Here is a 20,435-nt window from a genome sequence, read left to right on the forward strand (position 1 = left end):
ATAATCATGGCTGATATACAAATTGTCGACGAACGTACCATCAAGATTACGGCCGGAATCCAGGATGCGCTGCATATGATTCACGAAGCCAGATCGGATGTTCCCAAGTATGCTCAGGATATTGTGACTATATTTGAGAAGATGCCGGAGTTCGATTATACCTACTTCTGTTTCTATGCTTACAACAGCGCCATGCTGTTCGAGGACATGCTGGGTATCGACCCCAAGCAATATACCTCCTTTAGCATGAATGCCCCGGATGCCTTCTTCCATACCCTGTATGGCGGTATGGCCGGACTGTACGAGGAAGCCAACCGCTGTCTCGTACCGCTTACCGAATAGATTATGGATAGAACTCCCTGTTCCCTAATAAGGAGGATGATCGAAATCCCAGGAAAGTATTTGAAGTCTATGAAAGTACAAGCTGTCCTACTGGTGACCACCATTCTGCTATTAAGCAGCGGCTGCGACTGGAGTACGGGAAATAATTCTGAAGCTCATTCCGAAGCCAAGACGACGTCCACCGCCAAGACTGAAGTCCAGCGGCTTGATCAGACCCCGGTTCCGCCTGTAATTACACGCAAGGGACACGAGGTTACCATTGAAATGACCGCTCAAGTTACTCAAGTTGAGATCGCCAAAGGTGTACCCTATGAAGCATGGACCTTTGACGGAACTGTTCCCGGACCGGTAATCAAGGTACAACAGGGTGACACGATTCATTTTACTCTTAGGAATATCGATCCACAGATGCCTCATTCAATGGACCTTCATGCCGTGCATGCCGCCCCCAATCACAAGTTCATTGATGTGATGCCAGGCAAGAAAGGCACATTCACCTATTCGGCGGATTCTCCGGGCGTGTTCATGTACCACTGCGGAACCAAGCCTGTCCTTCTGCACTTGGGCAATGGAATGTACGGGATGATTATCGTAGAACCAAAGAACGGATATCCTTCAGATAAGCAGGTCGACCGGGAATATACGATAGTCCAAAGTGAATGGTACAAGGAGAATGACTACCAAGCTTTTCAGAATGAGAAGCCCCGCTATGTCGTATTTAATGGGGACAATTATACTCTGACCGAGCATCCTCTGACGGCCAAAGCCGGAGAGCGGGTTAGACTCTATGTTCTGAATGCGGGTCCCAACGAAGTATCGTCTTTCCATGTGGTCGGGACACTGCTGGATACAGTCTACCTCGATGGCAATCCAGCAAATGTTCTTCATGGGATGCAGACCGTGCTGCTGCCCGCAAGCGGCGGGGCTGTTGTGGAGTTCCAACTGACCGAAGTCGGTGATTATACTATGGTCAGCCATCAGTTCAATCAAGCATCAAAGGGAGCTTCCGGTCTAATCCGAGTCACTCCCAGCGGTAAATAACCCTTCTACGCTCTGCTCATACCGAAAGGCTGACATCCGTGTCAGCCTTTTTTTTAATATAGATGAACATTGTTGAATTTTTAGTGATATTTTTCACGTTAATTAAGTTAGATATTTCACAAATGTAACTCAAATCACTCTGGCCCTCCTTTTTTGATCTTATGCTTGGTTCAGCGAACGAAAGGAGATGGCAATCATGGCAAAAAACAAAGCTCAAAATTCATTTTTAAAAGGGGTGCTTATATGTACACTCTTACTCAGCTTCACCGTGCTGATTGCGGGGGGATACTGGATATTTAAGACGAAGGCGCCTACGCCTCTTAAGATGGTAGACAGTCAAGGCACCGTTCTCACTACGCAGGAGCAGATTACGGGAGGGCAGGCTGTTTTTCAAAAATATGGATTAATGGACTATGCCACAGTGCTGGGTCACGGCTCCTATCTGGGACCTGACTATACTGCTCAATCTCTCAAGATCATGGTCGATGCGATGCATGAACAGCACGCCCAAGCTGATTATGGTAAAGCTTACACCGAGCTAAGCGATGATCAGAGAACACTGATCGTTGATAAAGTAAAGAAGGAGATGAAGCAGAACCGCTATGATAAGAATACACAGGTCTTAACCTTGACGGATGGTCAGGCACTGGGTCTAACCAAAGTTAGAGCCTTCTATGAAGATGTATTCACCAAGGGAGACGGCCTTGGCATTCAACCGAATTTGATACAGGATAATCAGATGCCCAAAGATGACCGTGCCTATATCGCCCCTGGAGACATGCGGAAGCAGATAGCTGATTTCTTCTTCTGGACGGCATGGCTGTCCGGTACCCAGAGACCTGGAGATACAATCACCTATACGAACAACTGGCCTTATTTCGAGGATGCTGGCAATACGATGTCCTTCTCAGCCATTGTCTGGAGCGGGGTCAGCGTAACGCTGCTGATCATGTTCATCGGAATCATTTTATACATTTATAACCGCTACAAACTGCATATGCATGAAGCCTACGAGCCCGGCAACTTCCCTGTTCTGGATCTGTATAAGATGCCTGTAACACGGAGTCAGGTCAAGACCGGCAAGTATTTCCTGGTCGTGGTCCTGCTCTTCCTCATCCAGTCGGCACTCGGCGGGCTCCTGGCTCACTATTATACCGAGCCCAATACGTTCTACGGGATGGACTGGATAGCCAAATGGATTCCATTCAATATCGCTAAATCCTACCACCTTCAGTTGGTTATTCTCTGGGTTGCTACGGCTTGGCTGGGGATGGGGATATACGTCGCACCGCTTGTTGGAGGCAAAGAACCAAAGCGCCAAGGACTGCTTGTTGATATTCTGTTCTGGGCTCTAGTCGCATTGACAGCAGGCAGTACGATTGGCGAATGGCTCGGGGTTAAGGGCTATTTAGGAAATCTGTGGTTCTGGCTTGGACACCAAGGCTGGGAATATCTTGAGCTCGGTCGGTTCTGGCAGGTGCTTCTCGTAATCGGAATGGCCATATGGCTCTATATTGTCTTCCGGGCCATCCGCTCAGCCCTTCGCAAAGAAACGGATAAAGGCGGATTAACGCACCTATTATTCTATTCTGCTATTGCAGTCCCTTTCTTCTATATCTTCGCCTTCTTCTTCAATCCAAGCACTTCGTTCACTTATGCAGACTATTGGAGATGGTGGATTATCCACCTGTGGGTTGAAGGCATCTTTGAAGTATTCGCCGTGGTGGTCATCGGGTTCCTAATGGTCAGAATGAAGCTGGTAACCCGGGCCTCTACTGTACGCTCCTTGCTGTTCCAACTCATATTGCTGCTGGGGAGCGGGGTTATCGGAATCGGGCATCACTACTATTACAACGGCTCCTCCGAAATCTGGATCTCACTGGGCGCTGTCTTCTCAGCTCTCGAGGTTATTCCACTTACACTACTCATTCTTGAAGCTTACGATCAATACAAAGTGATGCGTGACGGGGGTACGTCTTTCCCTTATACTTCCTCCTTCCGCTTCCTTATCTCTACAGCAATCTGGAACCTGCTGGGTGCGGGGGTTCTCGGCTTCCTCGTCAATCTTCCCGCTGTGAGCTACTTTGAGCACGGAACCACATTAACCACGGCCCATGCTCATGGTTCCATGATGGGGGTATATGGCATGTTCGCTATTGCAGTCCTGCTGTATACGATGCGTAATATTGTTGAACCGGATAAGTGGAATGACAGGCTGCTTCGTCTCTCCTGCTGGGGTCTCAACATCGGCCTTACCGGCATGATTGTTATCACCCTTCTCCCTGTCGGTTTTATGCAGCTTAAGCATTCCTTCGACTTCGGTTACTGGTCAGCACGGGATTTCTCCTTCTATCAAGAGGGCCCAGTGAATTTGCTGCTGTGGCTGCGGATCATTCCGGATACAATCTTCATCGTGCTTGGTATTCTGCCACTGGTCTATGCGGTGGTACGATCCATGTTCCACCTGCGCAAGCCAAATGTTGAAGAAGAGGAAGTCTTTGAATAGCATACAAGGTTAAGCCAAAAAACCGCTCCGGTGCTGATAAGTTACTTTTCAGCCCGGAGCGGTTTATTTCGTTATATATCCAGGGACCCTAATCGGTCCCTTTTGATTTACTGCTCAGCTTTTGCCATGGCGAGGGGGATATAGGCACAATAAGGGTCACTCTCCAGATAATCGCCTGTCATGGCGTATGCTCTGGCCCGTGATCCACCGCAAAGCTCTTTGAACTCGCAGACCCCGCATTTCCCTTTCAAAAGTGTTTTGTCACGCAGTTCCTTCATCACCGCAGAATTACGATAAATCTCTCCAAGCGGCTGCTCGCGCACGTTCCCGCTCACAACCGGCAGGAACCCACTCGGATAGACATCACCAATGTGGCTGATGAACACGAACCCGTCTCCGTCATTCACTCCTTTCGGAGCCCTTCCAAGCAGATCCTTACGCTTCATCACTGGGCTTGGAGCAGAATTCGAATCTCTAGAGAACTGAAGACTTTCCTTGCTTGTAAGGCGCGAGGCCGCTGCCTCCAATGAAGATTGCTCTTGGCGACGGCGGTTCATTTCCTGAACATATACCCTCCGATAGTGAGGAGCTTCGGTAGCCTTGATGCCATAGGGAACTTTACCGGATAGCTCAGCCAGCCATTTCATGACCTCCTCATGCTGATCAGGGGTAATGATATCCTTGACCATCCCCCGGCCGGTTGGGACCAGAAAGAACACGCTCCACAGCACGGTGCCCATCTCCTGCACTTTTTGCGAGATGGCTTCAAGATCATGGAGATTATAATTCGAGACCGTTGTATTAATCTGAATGGGCAGTTCCAGCTCCTTGAGCCATTCAATGCCTTTCATAGTCTGGTCAAAAGAACCCTTGGTTCCGCGGAAATGATCGTGAATTTCCGCACATGATCCGTCAAGACTGAACGCCCATCTGGACAATCCCGCCTCTTTCGCTTTCTCAATGGCCTGCTTGGTAACTCTGGGTGTAGCGCTTGGCGTCATGGAGACCGACAGCTGCTTCTCATTCACTGCGTACTCGATTAGCTCATATAGATCCGGACGCATCAAGGGGTCTCCCCCGGTAAAAACAAACAAAGGATTGTCCAGTTCTGCGATCTGATCGATCAGCCGCTTCCCCTCTTCAAAAGTTAACTGACGCGGATCCGCCGTATATTGTGCCTCAGCCCGGCAGTGAAGACATTTAAGCGCGCAGGCGCGTGTTACTTCCCAAATGACGATAAAGGGTGACTCTGAATAATCCCTGTCCTTGCTTATCATATTCATGCTGATTCCTCCTGTCCAAGTCTATGCTATTTGAAACTAACACAGTAGGTTAGACAGCAGAGTGATACCTGTCACTTTGTTGAAATTAACAAGTTCTGAGCTACCTATGTACTTGGTTATGATCAAGCGGGCATGGGTAATTTTAGACATATGTCTTCTTAATTGAGACCCTAAGGAGGAGTGACATGCGCAAACTGCTTGAAGTACTGACAGATGTGGAAGATCAAGTAAATCAGACCTTGGATGAAATTGAAGAAATGGAGCATCCCCTGGTTATATTGTTCCGGACTTCGCTGAAGGAAGAGCAATCAGCGCTGGCGCGGCTGTTGCCCAAGCTGAAGGGAACAGAACCCCCGATAGAAGAAATCAAGAATGACCTTTCGATTGTATATCAGAATGATGAGATCGTAGAACCGACCTTTCGGGCATGGCTGCGAGCGGTAAAATGGATGGACCACAAGGATTCTGAAGAAGCGAAGAAGCTGGAGAATCGGTTCCCAGGCATAAAAAAACTACTTAAGGAAGCAGGATCAGAACTTAAGGAAATCTACGGAGCTCCAGTCGTCAAGTTCGTCGTACCGGCCTATTATCAATCTTAAATCTAGAATGGAGGTTCGTCATGAGTTGGGATAATGAGCGTATTGATATGAATGTCTACAGCCAGGGCGAGGTGGACCGCTGGGTCTACAGCACATGCAATCTATGTTCAGTAGGCTGCGGCTGTCGTATTGCCGTCAAGGATGAACAGATAGTCGGCATTAAAGGGAATGGAGATCATCCCATTAACCGCGGCCGGTTAGGACCTAAAGGTGAGAACCAATGGTACGCGAACAGCAGCACAGATCGGCTGCTCACTCCCCTGATCCGTAACTCTAAGGGAGAGCTTGCTCCGGCAACATGGGATGAAGCCATGGAGCTTATCGTATCTAAAGTGAAGGCTTCCCAGCAAGAGAAAGGTAATAACAGTATTGCTATCTATTCTACGGGCCAAGGCTTTCTTGAGGATTATTACACGATTGCCAAAGTAGGCCGTGCCGGTCTGAAGACGCATTTGCTGGATGCCAACACCAGGCTCTGTACAGCCACCACTGAATTCTGTCTTCTGCAGTCGTTCGGGGCTGATGGAACCCCCGCTTCCTTCGATGATGTGGATCAGGCAGATACCCTGATGTTGTTCGGGCATAATGTTGCGGAGACGGGCACCGTGCTGTACGAACGAATCATGCAGCGCAAGAAGCGCACCGGCAAGCCGTATATCATCACGGTAGACCCTCGCAAGACGTTGACGGCGCGGAGCTCGGATCTTCATCTTCAGCTTATTCCCGGAACGAACGTTCCTTTGCTGAACGGCTTAATACATCTGATTCTGCAGAACGGGGCTGCTGAGAAGAAATTTATTGAGCAGCATACCATCGGCTATGAAGAGATGGAGGCCAGTGTTCTGGAATGGACACCGGAACGTACAGCTCAGGAGACAGGAATCCCCATGGAGAAGATTATCGAAGCTGCTAATGTGCTTTCGAAGACAGCTTCCCTCGTGACTACAACTCTGCAAGGTGCCTTCCAAAGTGCTGATGCTACGACAGCCTGTGTGGCAATTAACAATCTTCATCTGCTCCGCGGTCTTATTGGCAAGCCCGGCTGTGGTCCCCTGCATATGGCTGGACAGCCGAGTTCGTCAGCGAACCGGACAGCCGGAGGCGTAGGTACCTATCCAGCTCACCGAAATCCGATGAATCCGGATCATCTCGAAGAGATGGGACGCCTGTGGAATATAGATCCGATGCTGCTGCCCGCTGGCCCCGAGAAAGGAATCGAGGAACAGCTGGAGATGATGGAGCGCGGAGAAATTGAGGTGTTCTGGAATATTGGTACGAATCCACTGGTCTCACTGCCGAATCGCAGACGGGCTTTGGCGGCGCTGGAAAAGGTATTTGTGATCGTACAGGATCACTTTCTGACCGAAACATCAAGAGTTGCCGATGTGGTGCTCCCTGCGGCTATGTGGGGGGAAAAGGAAGGTACGATGGAGAACGCAGACCGAACTATCAACCTGCTTCGCAAAGCGATTGATCCTCCCGTTGGGGTGCGTACCGATCTTCAAATTCTTCTGGATTTCGCTAGACGTATGGACTTCCGTGATCAAGACGGGAACGCTTTAATCACTTACTCTACACCCGAGGAAGCCTTCGAGGAATGGAAGCGGGTATCGAAGGGCCGTCCCTGTGATATGACGGGGATTACCTATGACAAGCTGGAACAAGCGAATGGCCTTCGCTGGCCAGTCAATGATGCCCACCCAGAAGGAACCCCAAGGCTCTATGCCGATCTAATGTTTCACACTACACCGGAGTACGCGCAGAGTTATACCAAGGATCAATTTACTGGACGAGCCTTGACTCAAGAAGAGTTCGCTTCCAAAAATGCAAATGGACGGGCCATCCTTCATCCGACTCGCTACAACCCGGCCTCCGAAAAACCGGATGAGCATTACCCAATGTGGTTAACTACGGGCCGATTGGTATGGCATTGGCATACCCGTACGAAGACCGGACGCTCCCCTTATCTGCAGATGGCTGCGCCGCACGGCTATGCTGAATTACATCAAGAGGATGCCGACAAATTGGGGATTATCGAAGGAGAGCTTGTACGGATATCTTCTCCCCGGGGCTGGATTGAAGTTCCCGCCCGAATTAGTGATGTCGTTCAGAAGGGACTCATCTTTGTACCTTTTCACTATGGAAGCTGGGAAGGCAATCAGGCAGCGAATGAGCTCACCGCCGATTTCGTAGACCCCTTATCGAAGCAGCCCACTTTCAAGCACTGTGCCTGCCGAATTGATAAATTACGCAGTGAGCATATCGTAAGGGGTGACGAGACTGCCGAGACCATCGCAGAGCGTTACGGTCTTAGCCTGTCGAGCCTGCTGCAGGCTAACCGGCTTGAGACGCCCTACGATATTCAGACAGGCCTTACTCTGGAGGTTCCTGCCTCCATTATGAATGTCCCCCTTCCGCCTTATTTGCCTTTGCGCTGATAAGTTACGCCAAGTACATTCTCACTTAAAGGAGGAATCCAAAATGAATTCAACCTGGTGGAAAGAAGCCGCAGTCTATGAGATCTATCCAGCCAGCTTTAAGGATTCAGACGGTGATGGTAAAGGCGACCTCAAAGGAATTATATCTAAGCTGGACTACCTTGAGGATCTCGGAATCGATGTCTTATGGATCTGCCCGATCTATCAGTCACCCGGGGAAGATAACGGATATGATATCAGTGACTACTACGAGATTAATTCTGAGTTCGGCACGATGGAGGATTTTGACGAGCTGCTGAAGGAAGCACATGCCCGCGGACTCAAGATCATGATGGATCTAGTTCTCAATCATACTTCGGACCAGCATCCTTGGTTCATTGAATCCCGCTCGTCAAAAGATAACCCCAAGCGCAGTTATTATATCTGGCGTGAAGGTGTCAATGGGCTGTATCCGAATAACTGGGAGTCTTATTTCAGCGGTTCGGTATGGGAACATGACGACAAGACGGATGAATACTATATGCACCTATATTCCAAGCATCAGCCGGACCTCAATTGGAGGAATGATGAGGTCGTTCATGGTCTGTATCAAATGATCAGGTGGTGGCTTGAGAAGGGCGTTGACGGCTTCCGGTTCGATGCTGTAGCCCATATTGTAAAAGCCAAAGGACTTCCGAACGCGAACAACCCTCAGCATCTTCCTGTTGTCCAGGCTTATCAGTTGTTCTCTAATCTGGAGAAGGTCCATCTCATGCTTCGTAAATTAAATGAAGAAGTACTCATGGATTACGATATTATGACGGTCGGGGAAACTTCGGGACTTGGCCCCGAACAGGCCTTGGAGTATGTTGGGGACAAGCGTCATGAACTCAACATGGTGTTCCAATTTGAGCATATGACGTTGGATTCCGCTTCTAATGGTACGGGAAAATGGGATATGCGCTCCTGGACCTTACTGGAGCTTAAGAAAATTATGAGCAGATGGCAGACCACTCTGCATAACAAGGGATGGAATGCGAATTACATGGGTAATCACGATCAGCCCAGACCCGTATCCCGATTTGGGAATGATCGTGAATATCGCATCCACTCAGCCAAGATGCTGGCCACTTGGATGCTTACCCTAGAAGGAACACCCTATATTTATCAAGGTGAAGAAATTGGGATGACGAATATAGCGTTCGATACAATCAGCGACTACCGCGATGTAGAGACACTCAATTACTATGAACACGCCAAGCTGCAGGGCATTCCGGACGATCAGATCATGGCTGCCATCAGAGCGAAGAGCCGGGATAATGCCCGGACCCCAATGCAGTGGGACGATACAGCCCAAGCAGGTTTTACTTCGGGTGAACCGTGGATAAAGGTCAATAAAAACTATACCGAGGTGAATGTCGCTTCTGTGGTTCAGGATCCGAATTCAATCTATCATCATTACCGTAAGCTCCTTGCTCTTCGCAAGAAGCATAAAGTATTCGTCTATGGTGAGTATAAGCTGCTGCTCCCCCTCGATCCGGAGTTGTATGTTTATACCCGAACGCTGAATGATGAGAGACTTCTTGTTATTCTTAACTTTTTCGAGGGTACTCCTGTCTTTCAATGGCCTGATAACTTAAAGAGTCTATCCAGAGAGCTGCTAATTGCCAACTATGAACAACCTGCTGAGGAGAACAAGGATAAGTTCACACTACGACCTTATGAAGCTCGCGTATATAAATTAGTTTAAAATCATAAAGAACCCGCCGAACTGGCGGGTTCTTACTATGAAAGCTTCGGCATTTATGCTGCTTTAGTGCTGGGTTTGGCTTGCGAAGTTTCGGTGGATCGGTGAGTAATATAGAGCATAATTCCTGTAAATAACACCCCGCCTGCCAGGTTACCCAGCAGTACCGGAATTTGATTCCACAGCCACCAATCTGCAACACTCACCTTGGCTCCATACATGATTCCGGCTGGAATAACGAACATATTCACAACGGCATGTTCAAAGCCTTGGGCGAAGAAGGTAAGAATGGGCAGCCACATCGCCAGAATCTTCCCCGTTGTCGAGGTGGAGGTCATAGCCATGACCGCGCCTAGGGTAACCATCCAGTTGCATAATACCGCCTTCACAAATACGGTAATCATCCCATCACTGCCCAGAGCTGCGTAGCCATTAGTCTTAGTCTCAGCTAACTTGATGATGTATTTGATTACAGGCTGATCATGTATATGCCCAAAGTTGGTTACCGCCACGTAGTATAAAGCTGCATAGAAGATAGAGCCCAGGATATGTCCAACAATTACCCAGAAAAAGTTCTTGAGCATGCCTCCCATCGAAGCACGCCGGGCCATAACTGCGATAGGCGCAAGGGCGAATGTACCTGTGACGAGCTCAAGCCCAAGCAGAATAATTATGACAAATCCTACGGGAAAGACCAAGGCTCCTACTAGTCCAAGCCCCGTCTGGGTGGTTGCCGTGAATGCCAAAGTAGTGGCAAAGGACAGGATAGCCCCGGCAAGAAATCCCCGGATGAGAAGATCCTTGACTGATAGATTAGATTTAACAGCTCCGGCTTGGATCATTTGAGTCAATACTTCCTGCGGCTTTATATAATTCACAGTAACTCCCCCTTTCCAACCTTTAAGAGACCTTTGTGGACTCCTTGCTCTCTACATAAAGAATGATATTGCCTGTGCTCTCTTCAACCTCCACATGATAGGACTTCACGCAGCCTTCATCAGGTGCCTGAACCAGGCCATCATTTAAATTAATCTTCCAATCATGAAGCGGACAGTACACATGATGATCGCACACCATCCCTTCAGACAGCTTGCCGTTCTTGTGCGGACACAAATTCTCAATCGCACGCAGTTCTCCGCCGGTTAATTTAAATATGGCGATCTCCGTGTCCATTATGTGGACCACACGTGCCCTCTTCTCTTCAATTTCGCTGGCTTGACCGATGACAAATCGCTTCATATCGCAGTTCCCCTTTATGGATAAAATTGAATTCGAATTAAACTTTAAGCGGCTGAAGTGGTTGGTAGTTCTTGTTGAGGCGTTCCTGCTCGATGATTTCTTTCCAAGGATCCTGAGTAAGACCTGCGCTAAATTCATAGCGCTGCTGCAGTTCCTTACGGCCTTCTTGTGAAGACAAGGCCTCCATTACGAACTCTATACCTACGCGTTCGATCCATTTGGATGTTCGCTCGTTGTAATTGGCATTCTCGCGGTACAGCTGGAAGTAAGCCAGCGTCCATTCCACAACCTCATCTTCCGTCTTCAGCTTGACCAGCAGCTCGGCCGGCCGTACATCTGTGCCTCCATTGCCTCCAACGTAGATCTCCCAGCCCCCATCTATCGCTACAACGCCCAAGTCTTTGATTGTCGCCTCGGCACAATTTCGCGGGCAGCCGGATACAGCAACCTTTGTTTTGGCAGGGGTGCTAATTCGTTCAAGACGCTTCTCCAGTTCAATGCCCATGCTCATCGAATCCTGGGTTCCGAATCGGCACCAGGTAGAGCCTACACATGTCTTGACCGCACGGAGAGATTTCCCGTAAGCATAACCGGAGGTCATGTCGAGCTCTTCCCATACTTTAGGCAGATCTTCCTTCTTGATTCCATATAGACCAATCCGCTGGGCACCCGTGATTTTCACAGTTTCCACATCATACTTGACTGCGACATCCGCGATCTTCTTCAGATCCTCCGCGGTTGTAACCCCTCCATGTATCCTTGGAATGACCGAGTAGGTTCCATCCTTCTGGATGTTGCCGTGATTGCGCTCATTCACAAACCGGGATTCCTTCTCATCGGTGTGCTCTTCAGGCCAGATCATGCCCAGATAGTAGTTAAGCGCAGGTCTGCACTTCGAACACCCTTCAGGGTTCTTCCATTCGAGTACATGCATAACTTCTTTGGAAGAAGTTAGCCGCATGTTCCGAATAGCCTCAACCACTTCCTCGCGTCCAAGTGGTGTACAACCGCAGATCCCTTCCTTCACAGCCGTTACCCCACCCTCGCCGAGTGCGTAGGTCAACAGATCGGCAACTAACGGCTTACAACCGCCACAGCTTCCTGTTGCTTTGGTGCAGTACTTCACATCGTTAACACTAGTGCAGCCCTTCTCCTCTATAGCACTGAGAATGGTACCTTTAGATACACCATTACATCCGCATACAATTTCGTCATCAGACATGGACGCCACGAATTCAACACCTGACTTAGACTTGCTTGATCCCTGTACACCGAGCACCAGCTCCTTCTCCTGGCCGGTGATATCCTGTCCTGCGCGAATCATCGAGAAGAGCTTGGATCCGTCAGTGGTATCACCGAAGAGTACAGCACCAACCAGCTTGCCTTCCTGAACTACAATCTTCTTGTATACCCGATCAAAATCATCCTGGATTCGGAACGAGCGTGTCCCCTCACTATCCACGAATTGTCCTGCTGAGAATACGTTCACTCCAGACACCTTTAATTTGGTAGAGACAACTGAGCCTTTATATCCTGCAGACGGAATACCCGCGAGCCTCTTAGCCAGTTCACCACCTTGATCGAAGAGCGGAGCAACCAAGCCGTACACCACTCCGCCATGTTCCGCACATTCCCCAACCGCATACACATGAGGCGTTCCCGTCTCAAGATAATCGTTCACCACGATCCCTCGGTTGACCTCGATCCCGCTCTCCTTAGCCAAGGCCACATTCGGCCGGATACCCACAGCCATAACCACCAAATCGGCCTTCACTTCACTGCCATCCTTGAACCTGACACCCGTTACCCGTTCATCACCTAATATGGAATCCGTGTTCTGCTCCAGCAAGAAATTCATTCCCTGGCTCTCGAGCTCAGAGCGCAGCATATCAGAGGCTGTCGCGTCTAGCTGACGTTCCATCAAGTGCTTGAAGATGTGGACTACGGAAACCTCCATGTTCAAATTAAGAAGGCCCCTGGCTGCCTCAAGACCTAACAATCCGCCACCAATTACAACCGCATGCTTAAATTGCTTCGCGGCATGGATCATGGACTCACAATCCTGGATGTCGCGGAAAGCAATGACCCCTTCCTTATCCGCACCTGGAAGCGGCAGCATAAAAGGAAGTGAGCCTGTAGCAATAATCAAGTCATCATAATTTGCAGTTAGCCCTTTATCGGTGGTTACCCTTTTCATCTCTGTGTCTATATGGGTTACTGTCTGACTGGTGTGAAGCGTTATACCATTGTCTTGATACCAATCCATATCATTAATCACGATGTCCTGAATGGTGGCATCACCTGCAAGTACCGAAGATAACAGGATGCGATTATAGTTGGGATGAGGTTCACTGCCAAATACGGTGATTTCATACATGTCAGGCGCCAGCTTAAGCAGCTGCTCAATTGCGTTAACACCTGCCATACCATTTCCGATGAGTACAAGCTTCTTTTTCATTAGTCCACTCCTTAATGTTAGGTATGTGTTAGATTAGGCAAAATTAATTTCGTTTTTAACCTCGTGTGATGTTATATAACATAATCAGTGACTATAAATTACAACTTTTTAGATGAAAAATCAACCATTTCTTAAAAATTGCTTGAAAACCCTACGTCTGTCCTATATATTGAGATCATTATTGATGTAATATATACTGACATAATCTATTGGGGAGTGGGTACCATGAAGCATGTGGGAAAGGTATTCTTTGTGGGGGCAGGTCCTGGTGATCCGGATTTGATTACCGTCAAGGGACTGAAATGTATTCAAAGCTCAGATGTAATCATTTATGACAGGTTAGCTAACCCTGAACTTCTGGAGTATGCGCGCGCGGGTACGGAACTGATCTACTGCGGCAAGCATCCTAACCATCATTCGATACAGCAGACTCAAATTAACGAGTTGATTATAGAGAAGGCCCTGGAAGGCAAGACGGTAGCGCGATTAAAAGGAGGTGATCCCTGTGTATTCGGCCGCCTTCAAGAGGAGCTTGAAGGCTTGAAGCAGCTTGGTATCCCATACGAAATCGTACCCGGTATTACAGCTGGAATTGCAGCACCCGCTTATGCGGGAATTACTGTAACGCAGCGTAAGGTCGCAGCCTCATTCGCCATGATTGCTGGTCATTTATGTCATGGTAATTCCATCTCGGACGAGAAATGGAAAGCTTATGCAAAGGGAATTGATACCTTGGCCTTCTATATGGGGATCGGTAATATCACATATATTCGGGATCAGCTCGTTACTCATGGCAGGAATCCTGACACTCCGGCGGCTATTATCTCTTGGGGAACAACGGCAGATCAGCGTACTTTAACAGGAAAACTTCAGCATCTTCCCGAACTTATCCGAGATCATCATATCCAGAACCCCGCAATTATACTTGTCGGAGAAGTTGTAAGCTTGCATGACCAGTATGCCTGGTTCCATGAACAGCCGGCTAAGATCTTCAGTTAGCGGGGAGAAATCCGTTCACGCCTTTCACTGGTAACACGAATAAGCTCCCGGGAGTGATCATATCCCGGGAGCTTAAGGTGTGCTCGTATCAAGCTATAATAATTTAATCGCTAAGATTAATAGATTCCTGCTTTTACCGAAGTTGTCTTAATCCCATTCGTTCCGTTAACAACGGTGTTGCCCCAGCTTGTAAGACTTCCTGCCGGTCCTGTTGCCATATCAAGATAAGATAAATCCGAGCTGTTCCCGTACCATGACCAGGCCAGCCAGCCTACACCCTTCTCTTGGCCGTATTTCATAATTGCGGTCTCATCTACATCCGCACCTTGGTGGTAACCACCAAATTCACCAATAATCAATGCTAGCCCTTTATTCAGCACATTCTCCATATTGGCTTTAACGGTGGCCGCATCTTTCCCTGCATATTGATACATATGGATAGAGAAGACGGTATTCTTGAGTGAATCTGTGGCAAATACAGATGTCCCATAATCCACAATGGATTGCGGATATTGTCCCCACCCCGCACAGTCCACAATCAAAGTATTCTTAATTCCAGCATTTCTTAGCTTCGGTATGGCCTGCTTATATCCATTCGCCCAGCCGTTTCCGTCCCACGAGCCATACCATTCATTAGCAATATTAACAAGGACACGGTCTTCTTTGCCTATGAGCGCATCCTTGATACTGATCCAATAATTTACCGCGGCATCAAGAGAGGCCGTGTCATCTTTCCCGGTGGCATCATGAACCTCAAGTACCGCAATCATTTTATATTGAGACACAAGTGAAATAATGTTCTTAACGGATGTCAGATCATCCTTGGTATATTGGCTGCCATTCGACAGCACGATCCGAACCGTGTTGGCCCCCGTCTTGGCGATAGCCGGAATCGCGGTATTCAGATCATTCTTATACCAACTATGCGCATGATTTACCCCCCTCATTACAAAAGATTTACCTGTAGAGTCATAGAGTTTGGTACCGCTTACATAAAAACCGGTAGCTGCAGACGCTTTGGGAATTGCACTGCTCATACCGACAAGCACCAGAAGAGCCACCAAGGAAGTCAGAAAACCTTTGCGTAATGACATTTAGATATATTCCTCCTAATCTTCTATTGTTGTTCCTCGCGAGATTAAGACTGTAACATAATACCAACTAGCTGGTCTAAAGCCATTCTATCATCCCTATTTGTGTATAACATTGGTTTTGTTTGTGGTCATGGATAGTTCAATTTCGTCTTTTATATGATTTTTTTATGCTATATGGATATATTCCTTAACCATTACATTAGGGACCCACTCCAAGAATGGATTCGCGGCACAGGGGTACACTATGGCTCAGACTGCGCTGGTCTGCCAGCAGGTCTCCTATCTCATCACGAGGGAGTGACAATGAATGGCTGACAATAACAACAACCGTAATCATGACAGCAAGGATGGTGTTGACGCGGGTGAAGCAGTTGGAACCGTCGGCGGTGCAGCAGTAGGCGCTGCCGTAGGTTCAATTCTGGGTCCACTCGGAACCGTGGTTGGCGGCGTTGCAGGAGCAGCTCTCGGCAACAAAGCCGGCGAAGGTGCTGGGGACAATGGTAATCCGTCCAGCGAGGGTAACAAAGACAGATCGTCATCTGACCGGCGGTAACACGTATCCCTGGTATGAAGAAGGAGAACAGCAGACTGCTGTTCTCCTTCTTTAATTTTCAGGAAATATAAAGCATGCACGCCCTTCATTATCGATAGGTGAGAATAAAAACTCCCATTTGGGAGCAAATTACATGGAAATAAAGTGTAAAAGGGGTACTTAGGGTGTTCGAGCTCTTAAAGCTGCTAATATTCCGTAACCGCCGGGGCAAACCGCAAAGTGGCGCCAAGCACCAGGATCACGCTTCTCCAAGTGCCAAGTTCACTTCCGAATTAGGCGATAAGCTGGCTGTACTCCGTGAGCGAATGGGGAATAGCTCCGACTTTATTATTCGTGAAATCGGCAGTATCTCTGCCGGCCCCTATTCCTTCGCCTTGTGTTATATCGACGGATTAACCGATCCCAGTCTTCTTGCCGACTTATTGGACTCCTTAACTACGGACTTCGGACAATCCTATCATGGTGAGGCTGATCCTACCGCTTGGTTCAAGGATAAAATTCCGGTTGGCAATCTAAACGTGATCTCCTCCGAACAACAAATGGTGAATTCCATTTTGGAAGGGCGAGTTGTCATTATGGTCCATGGTGTGCAGGAGGCCTATGCTGTGTCTATCCTGGGGGGCCAGCGGCGATCCGTAGAGGAACCAACCTCCCAGACCGTAGTTAGGGGACCCAAAGAAGGCTTTACTGAGGATATTTCCACCAATATCTCACTGTTAAGACGTAAGATCAGATCTGCCGATCTGCGTATTGAGTCCAGAAGCTTAGGGAAATTCACGCAGACCAAAATATCCGTTGCCTATATAAAAGGAATAGCCAACCCTGATGTCGTGACGGAAATTATGTCCAGGCTCGATAAGATTGATACGGATAGTATCCTTGAGAGCGGCTATATTGAAGAGTTCATCCAGGATGGGGTGAGGTCTCCCTTCCCAACCATTTATAATACAGAGCGGCCAGATACGGTTGCTGGAGGGCTGCTGGAAGGATTGGTTGCCATTTTGGTTGATGGTACGCCTTTTACCTTGATCGCACCCGTAACCTTCTTCCGGTTTATTGTCTCAAGCGAAGATTATTACCAGCGATATGATCTTGCCACTTTTCTCCGCTTGATTCGATTTATTTCCTTTTTTGTTGCCCTGCTCCTTCCGTCTATTTATATCGCTACAACTACATTTCATCAGGAGATGCTTCCCACCACGCTGCTAATTACATTGGCGGCCCAGAGGGAAAGCACTCCTCTGCCGGCTTTATTGGAAGCGCTGGTTATGGAGATTACCTTCGAGGTTATTCGTGAGGCTGGAGTACGAATGCCACGGGCAATTGGACCGGCGATTTCAATTGTAGGTGCACTCGTGCTGGGTCAGGCCGCCGTTCAGGCGGGGATTGTATCGGCCGCCATGGTAATCGTAGTCTCTTTTACGGCGATTTCCAACTTCGTTCTTCCTGCTATCAATATGGCAGCTTCGGTAAGACTGCTGCGGTTCATCTTGATGTTTCTTGCGGGAACGCTGGGCTTATTCGGCATTCTTGCCGGCCTCATCCCCCTGCTGGCGCATCTGGCCTCTCTTCAAAGCTTTGGAGTTCCTTATCTGATGCCGCTTGCTCCATTCAACAAGGCCAATCTCAAGGATTTCCTTCTCCGTGCACCTTGGTGGAAGATGACAACCCGCCCCGTAGACATCGGAGACGAGAATCCGGTGAGAGAATCTGCAGAGCTAGATTCCTTTGCTGAGCAGGCCGCTAAACACAAAAAAGATCCTTTGAAATAAGGGGGGCTTAGCATGCGCCGTATTGGAGCAGGTTTGGTCGCACTGCTGCTGATGATGACCTTGACTGGCTGCTGGAATCGAATTGAGCTCAATGAGCTGGGAATTGTTGCAGCAACGGGAGTTGATTTCGCAGACGGAGAGTGGACCATTACTTATCAGATCATTGTGCCCTCAACCATGTCATCAGGGAATGGCGGTGCTGCCGGAAGTTCATCTCAAGCGGCCATTCACTGCTTCTCCGTGACTTCCAAGACGATCCATCAGGCACTCAATCTTAGCAACCTTGAGAACCCACGGCGGATTTATGTAGCGCATAACAATATTGTGGTCATTGGCAAAAATGCGGCAGAGCACGGACTTGGCGAATTAATTGATTACTATTTCCGCAATACAGAGCCCAGAGAGACCGTTCAGATGGCTGTAACGGAAGGTACTGCACGTGAATTGCTGAATAAGCTTACTCCGCCGGAGAAGCTGCCCGGAGCCAGCTTATCGGAAATGCTGACTAAGGAAAGCAAGATGGTGTCTGTTTTTCCGATCATCAATATTATTAAATTTGCAATGAAAATGAACTCTGATGCCAAGGGGTTGGCTGTACCTGTTGTTAATTTGGTTGGAGAAAGGTCAGAAGCCAATGAAGAGAATCTGAAGTCGCAGGATATTCTCAAACAGACGGAACAGCCTCTGAAATTAAAAATCACAAAGCTGGGAATCTTTCAGGGAAGCCGTCTGGCAGGATGGCTTGATTATGAGGAAAGCTTTGGACTTTCCTGGATTACAGGTGAAATCCATAATTCCGAAATCTTTTTCCCTTGTAATAAGGACAACCCCGGCGGGGAGCGAGCCGCCTTAAGTGTAATCTCTTCCAAGACCAAGGTAACTCCCAAGAAGTCTGGTTCCCATTACATCATGCAGATTAAGGTCAAGGTTAAAGGCAACCTAAGGGAATCGAACTGTCACAAGGATCTAAGCAACCCTATGGAGATCAGAGAATTACAAGGTCAGATTGAACAGGAAATTTCAGGTTACATCAACACCGGGTGGTCTGCCTTGAAGAAACTCAAGACGGATGCAGTAGGTTTTGCGGATAAAATTCATAAAAAATTCCCCTCTGATTGGAAAAATATCAAAGACAATTGGCAGGATGAATTCAATCAAATGGATTTGGAAGTCCAAGTCCAAGCTACCATAAGACGTACGGGGCTCCTACAGAAATCGTTGGAGCAATCGGATCAGAACTAATTAGCGACGTCTTCACAAAGGAGTTTCATTGATGGACAAAAATCCCGCACGTATATCTGGACTGGCCATTACACTTTCTTTGTTCGAATTGGGAAGTACCACGCTTTTCCTGCTGGGAGGAAAGGCTAAACAGGATGCATGGATGGCGATGTCTATAGCGGCTGCGATCGGGCTGATCCTGCTGCTCATCTATCTCCTGATCTATAATCTTGATGCCAAGCACGATTTGTTCGAGCTGTTCCGGAAGTATTTCGGTAAAATCATCGGAAGTATCCTCAGCCTGTTATTTGTTGCTTACTTCACGTATGAAGCTTCACGGAATCTGCGTGATTTGGGCGAATTAACCTTAACCACACTGCTGAATAGAACGCCATTGTTCTTTGTTCTGCTGGTTACCATTATGGTTGTTGGCAACACCGTACGTTATGGGCCGAAGGTTCTCTTTCTCATGTGCACCGTCCTGATGCCTATCTTAGTTGTAGGCTATGGACTGCTCGTCCTGTTTATTTCTTTTACAGGCATACTGCATCTGGATTTCTTCCTGCCCATATTGGATGACGGATGGCGACCCGTGTGGTCGGCTGCCATTCCTGAGCTGGTCTCGTTCCCCTTCGGGCAGACCGTGCTCTTCCTGGTCTTCTTCAGTTATGTCCCGAAAAGTAAACACATGAACAAAAGCATATTATTCGCCTATGGGATCACTGCCTTTATACTGGTGATTCTGAATCAGCTCGAAATTCTGGTGCTGGGACCTGATATAGCCTCGATTAGCACCTATCCACTGCTGCAGGTCGTTCAAATCATACAAGTGACCAAAGTGCTGGAGAGAACGGATGCGCTCTTTACGCTGATTCTCTTTCTGGGACTCGGAATAAAAATAGCCCTTTTTTATCTTGGTGCGGCAATCGGTCTTTACAGAATTACTTCACTCAAGTTAAAAGTATGGGTAATTCCTCTGGGGATCACAATTCTATCGCTCTCGCTTTTATCCAAAAGCTATACTGAATTTATCTGGGTAGGACTTCATTTCACGGTGAACCGAGTATTTCCCTTTTTTCAAATTGCGCTGCCTTTCCTGCTGCTCTGCGTGATGCTCCTGCGCAAGAAAAAAAGAAAAGAAGGCTGAATATCAGCCTTCCTACA

16 protein-coding genes are annotated in these 20,435 nt (G+C 48.1%); 11 read left to right on the forward strand and 5 right to left on the reverse strand.

Features of this window, described 5'->3' with window-relative positions:
- Window positions 1-6: 6 nt before the first annotated feature.
- From ACEN86_RS11100 to ACEN86_RS11110, 3 genes are all read left to right on the forward strand, one after another.
- Window positions 7-342 carry a hypothetical protein gene (locus ACEN86_RS11100; protein WP_495630707.1) on the forward strand — a complete coding sequence of 112 codons (336 nt, stop codon included), beginning with the start codon at window positions 7-9 and terminating at the stop codon, window positions 340-342.
- Window positions 343-378: 36 nt separating this feature from the next.
- The gene (locus ACEN86_RS11105; RefSeq protein ID WP_495630708.1) at window positions 379-1,383 is read left to right on the forward strand and encodes a multicopper oxidase domain-containing protein; all 1,005 of its coding nucleotides are present in this window, start codon (window positions 379-381) and stop codon (window positions 1,381-1,383) included.
- A 196-nt stretch (window positions 1,384-1,579) separates the two neighbouring features.
- Window positions 1,580-3,889, forward strand: coding sequence for a nitric-oxide reductase large subunit (locus ACEN86_RS11110; RefSeq protein WP_495630709.1), 2,310 nt, complete (start codon window positions 1,580-1,582; stop codon window positions 3,887-3,889).
- Between the two features lie 107 nt (window positions 3,890-3,996).
- Here the strand turns inward: ACEN86_RS11110 and ACEN86_RS11115 are convergent, their stop codons facing one another.
- Window positions 3,997-5,172, reverse strand: a complete 1,176-nt coding sequence (locus ACEN86_RS11115) for a TIGR04053 family radical SAM/SPASM domain-containing protein (RefSeq protein WP_495630710.1) — start codon at window positions 5,170-5,172, stop codon at window positions 3,997-3,999.
- A gap of 185 nt (window positions 5,173-5,357) precedes the next feature.
- Between ACEN86_RS11115 and ACEN86_RS11120 the strand changes: the two genes are divergently transcribed.
- Genes ACEN86_RS11120 through ACEN86_RS11130 form a run of 3 tightly spaced genes read left to right on the forward strand, consistent with a single transcriptional unit; the run spans window position 5,358 to window position 9,938 of the window.
- Window positions 5,358-5,771: a hypothetical protein gene (locus tag ACEN86_RS11120; RefSeq protein WP_495630711.1), complete on the forward strand. Its 414-nt coding sequence runs from the start codon at window positions 5,358-5,360 to the stop codon at window positions 5,769-5,771.
- A 20-nt stretch (window positions 5,772-5,791) separates the two neighbouring features.
- Entirely contained in the window at window positions 5,792-8,209 is a 2,418-nt protein-coding gene (locus ACEN86_RS11125) for a molybdopterin-dependent oxidoreductase (protein WP_495630712.1), read from the forward strand.
- A 43-nt stretch (window positions 8,210-8,252) separates the two neighbouring features.
- Window positions 8,253-9,938 (forward strand): glycoside hydrolase family 13 protein, encoded by a 1,686-nt coding sequence (locus tag ACEN86_RS11130; protein WP_495630713.1) that lies wholly within the window; start codon window positions 8,253-8,255, stop codon window positions 9,936-9,938.
- 53 nt (window positions 9,939-9,991) lie between these two features.
- Here the strand turns inward: ACEN86_RS11130 and ACEN86_RS11135 are convergent, their stop codons facing one another.
- Genes ACEN86_RS11135 through nirB form a run of 3 tightly spaced genes read right to left on the reverse strand, consistent with a single transcriptional unit; the run spans window position 9,992 to window position 13,632 of the window.
- Window positions 9,992-10,813, reverse strand: a complete 822-nt coding sequence (locus ACEN86_RS11135; protein WP_495630714.1) for a formate/nitrite transporter family protein — start codon at window positions 10,811-10,813, stop codon at window positions 9,992-9,994.
- A 22-nt stretch (window positions 10,814-10,835) separates the two neighbouring features.
- Entirely contained in the window at window positions 10,836-11,174 is a 339-nt protein-coding gene (gene nirD / locus ACEN86_RS11140) for a nitrite reductase small subunit NirD (RefSeq protein WP_495630715.1), read from the reverse strand.
- Between the two features lie 37 nt (window positions 11,175-11,211).
- Complete coding sequence (gene nirB / locus ACEN86_RS11145; RefSeq protein WP_495630716.1) at window positions 11,212-13,632, reverse strand: nitrite reductase large subunit NirB; 2,421 nt, start codon at window positions 13,630-13,632, stop codon at window positions 11,212-11,214.
- A gap of 225 nt (window positions 13,633-13,857) precedes the next feature.
- On the opposite strand from nirB, the gene cobA reads away from it, so the two are divergent.
- Window positions 13,858-14,631, forward strand: coding sequence for a uroporphyrinogen-III C-methyltransferase (gene cobA, locus ACEN86_RS11150; RefSeq protein ID WP_495630717.1), 774 nt, complete (start codon window positions 13,858-13,860; stop codon window positions 14,629-14,631).
- A 116-nt stretch (window positions 14,632-14,747) separates the two neighbouring features.
- On the opposite strand, the gene ACEN86_RS11155 is transcribed toward cobA, so the two are convergent.
- Complete coding sequence (locus ACEN86_RS11155; protein ID WP_495630718.1) at window positions 14,748-15,725, reverse strand: glycoside hydrolase family 5 protein; 978 nt, start codon at window positions 15,723-15,725, stop codon at window positions 14,748-14,750.
- A 307-nt stretch (window positions 15,726-16,032) separates the two neighbouring features.
- Between ACEN86_RS11155 and ACEN86_RS11160 the strand changes: the two genes are divergently transcribed.
- From ACEN86_RS11160 to ACEN86_RS11175, 4 genes are all read left to right on the forward strand, one after another.
- Window positions 16,033-16,278, forward strand: coding sequence for a hypothetical protein (locus tag ACEN86_RS11160; RefSeq protein WP_495630719.1), 246 nt, complete (start codon window positions 16,033-16,035; stop codon window positions 16,276-16,278).
- 164 nt (window positions 16,279-16,442) lie between these two features.
- Complete coding sequence (locus tag ACEN86_RS11165) at window positions 16,443-18,050, forward strand: spore germination protein (protein WP_495630720.1); 1,608 nt, start codon at window positions 16,443-16,445, stop codon at window positions 18,048-18,050.
- Between the two features lie 12 nt (window positions 18,051-18,062).
- Window positions 18,063-19,292 carry a Ger(x)C family spore germination protein gene (locus ACEN86_RS11170; RefSeq protein WP_495630721.1) on the forward strand — a complete coding sequence of 410 codons (1,230 nt, stop codon included), beginning with the start codon at window positions 18,063-18,065 and terminating at the stop codon, window positions 19,290-19,292.
- 31 nt (window positions 19,293-19,323) lie between these two features.
- Window positions 19,324-20,418: a GerAB/ArcD/ProY family transporter gene (locus tag ACEN86_RS11175; protein ID WP_495630722.1), complete on the forward strand. Its 1,095-nt coding sequence runs from the start codon at window positions 19,324-19,326 to the stop codon at window positions 20,416-20,418.
- Window positions 20,419-20,435: the final 17 nt, after the last annotated feature.

The organism is Paenibacillus sp. Paensp111 (assembly GCF_059492195.1).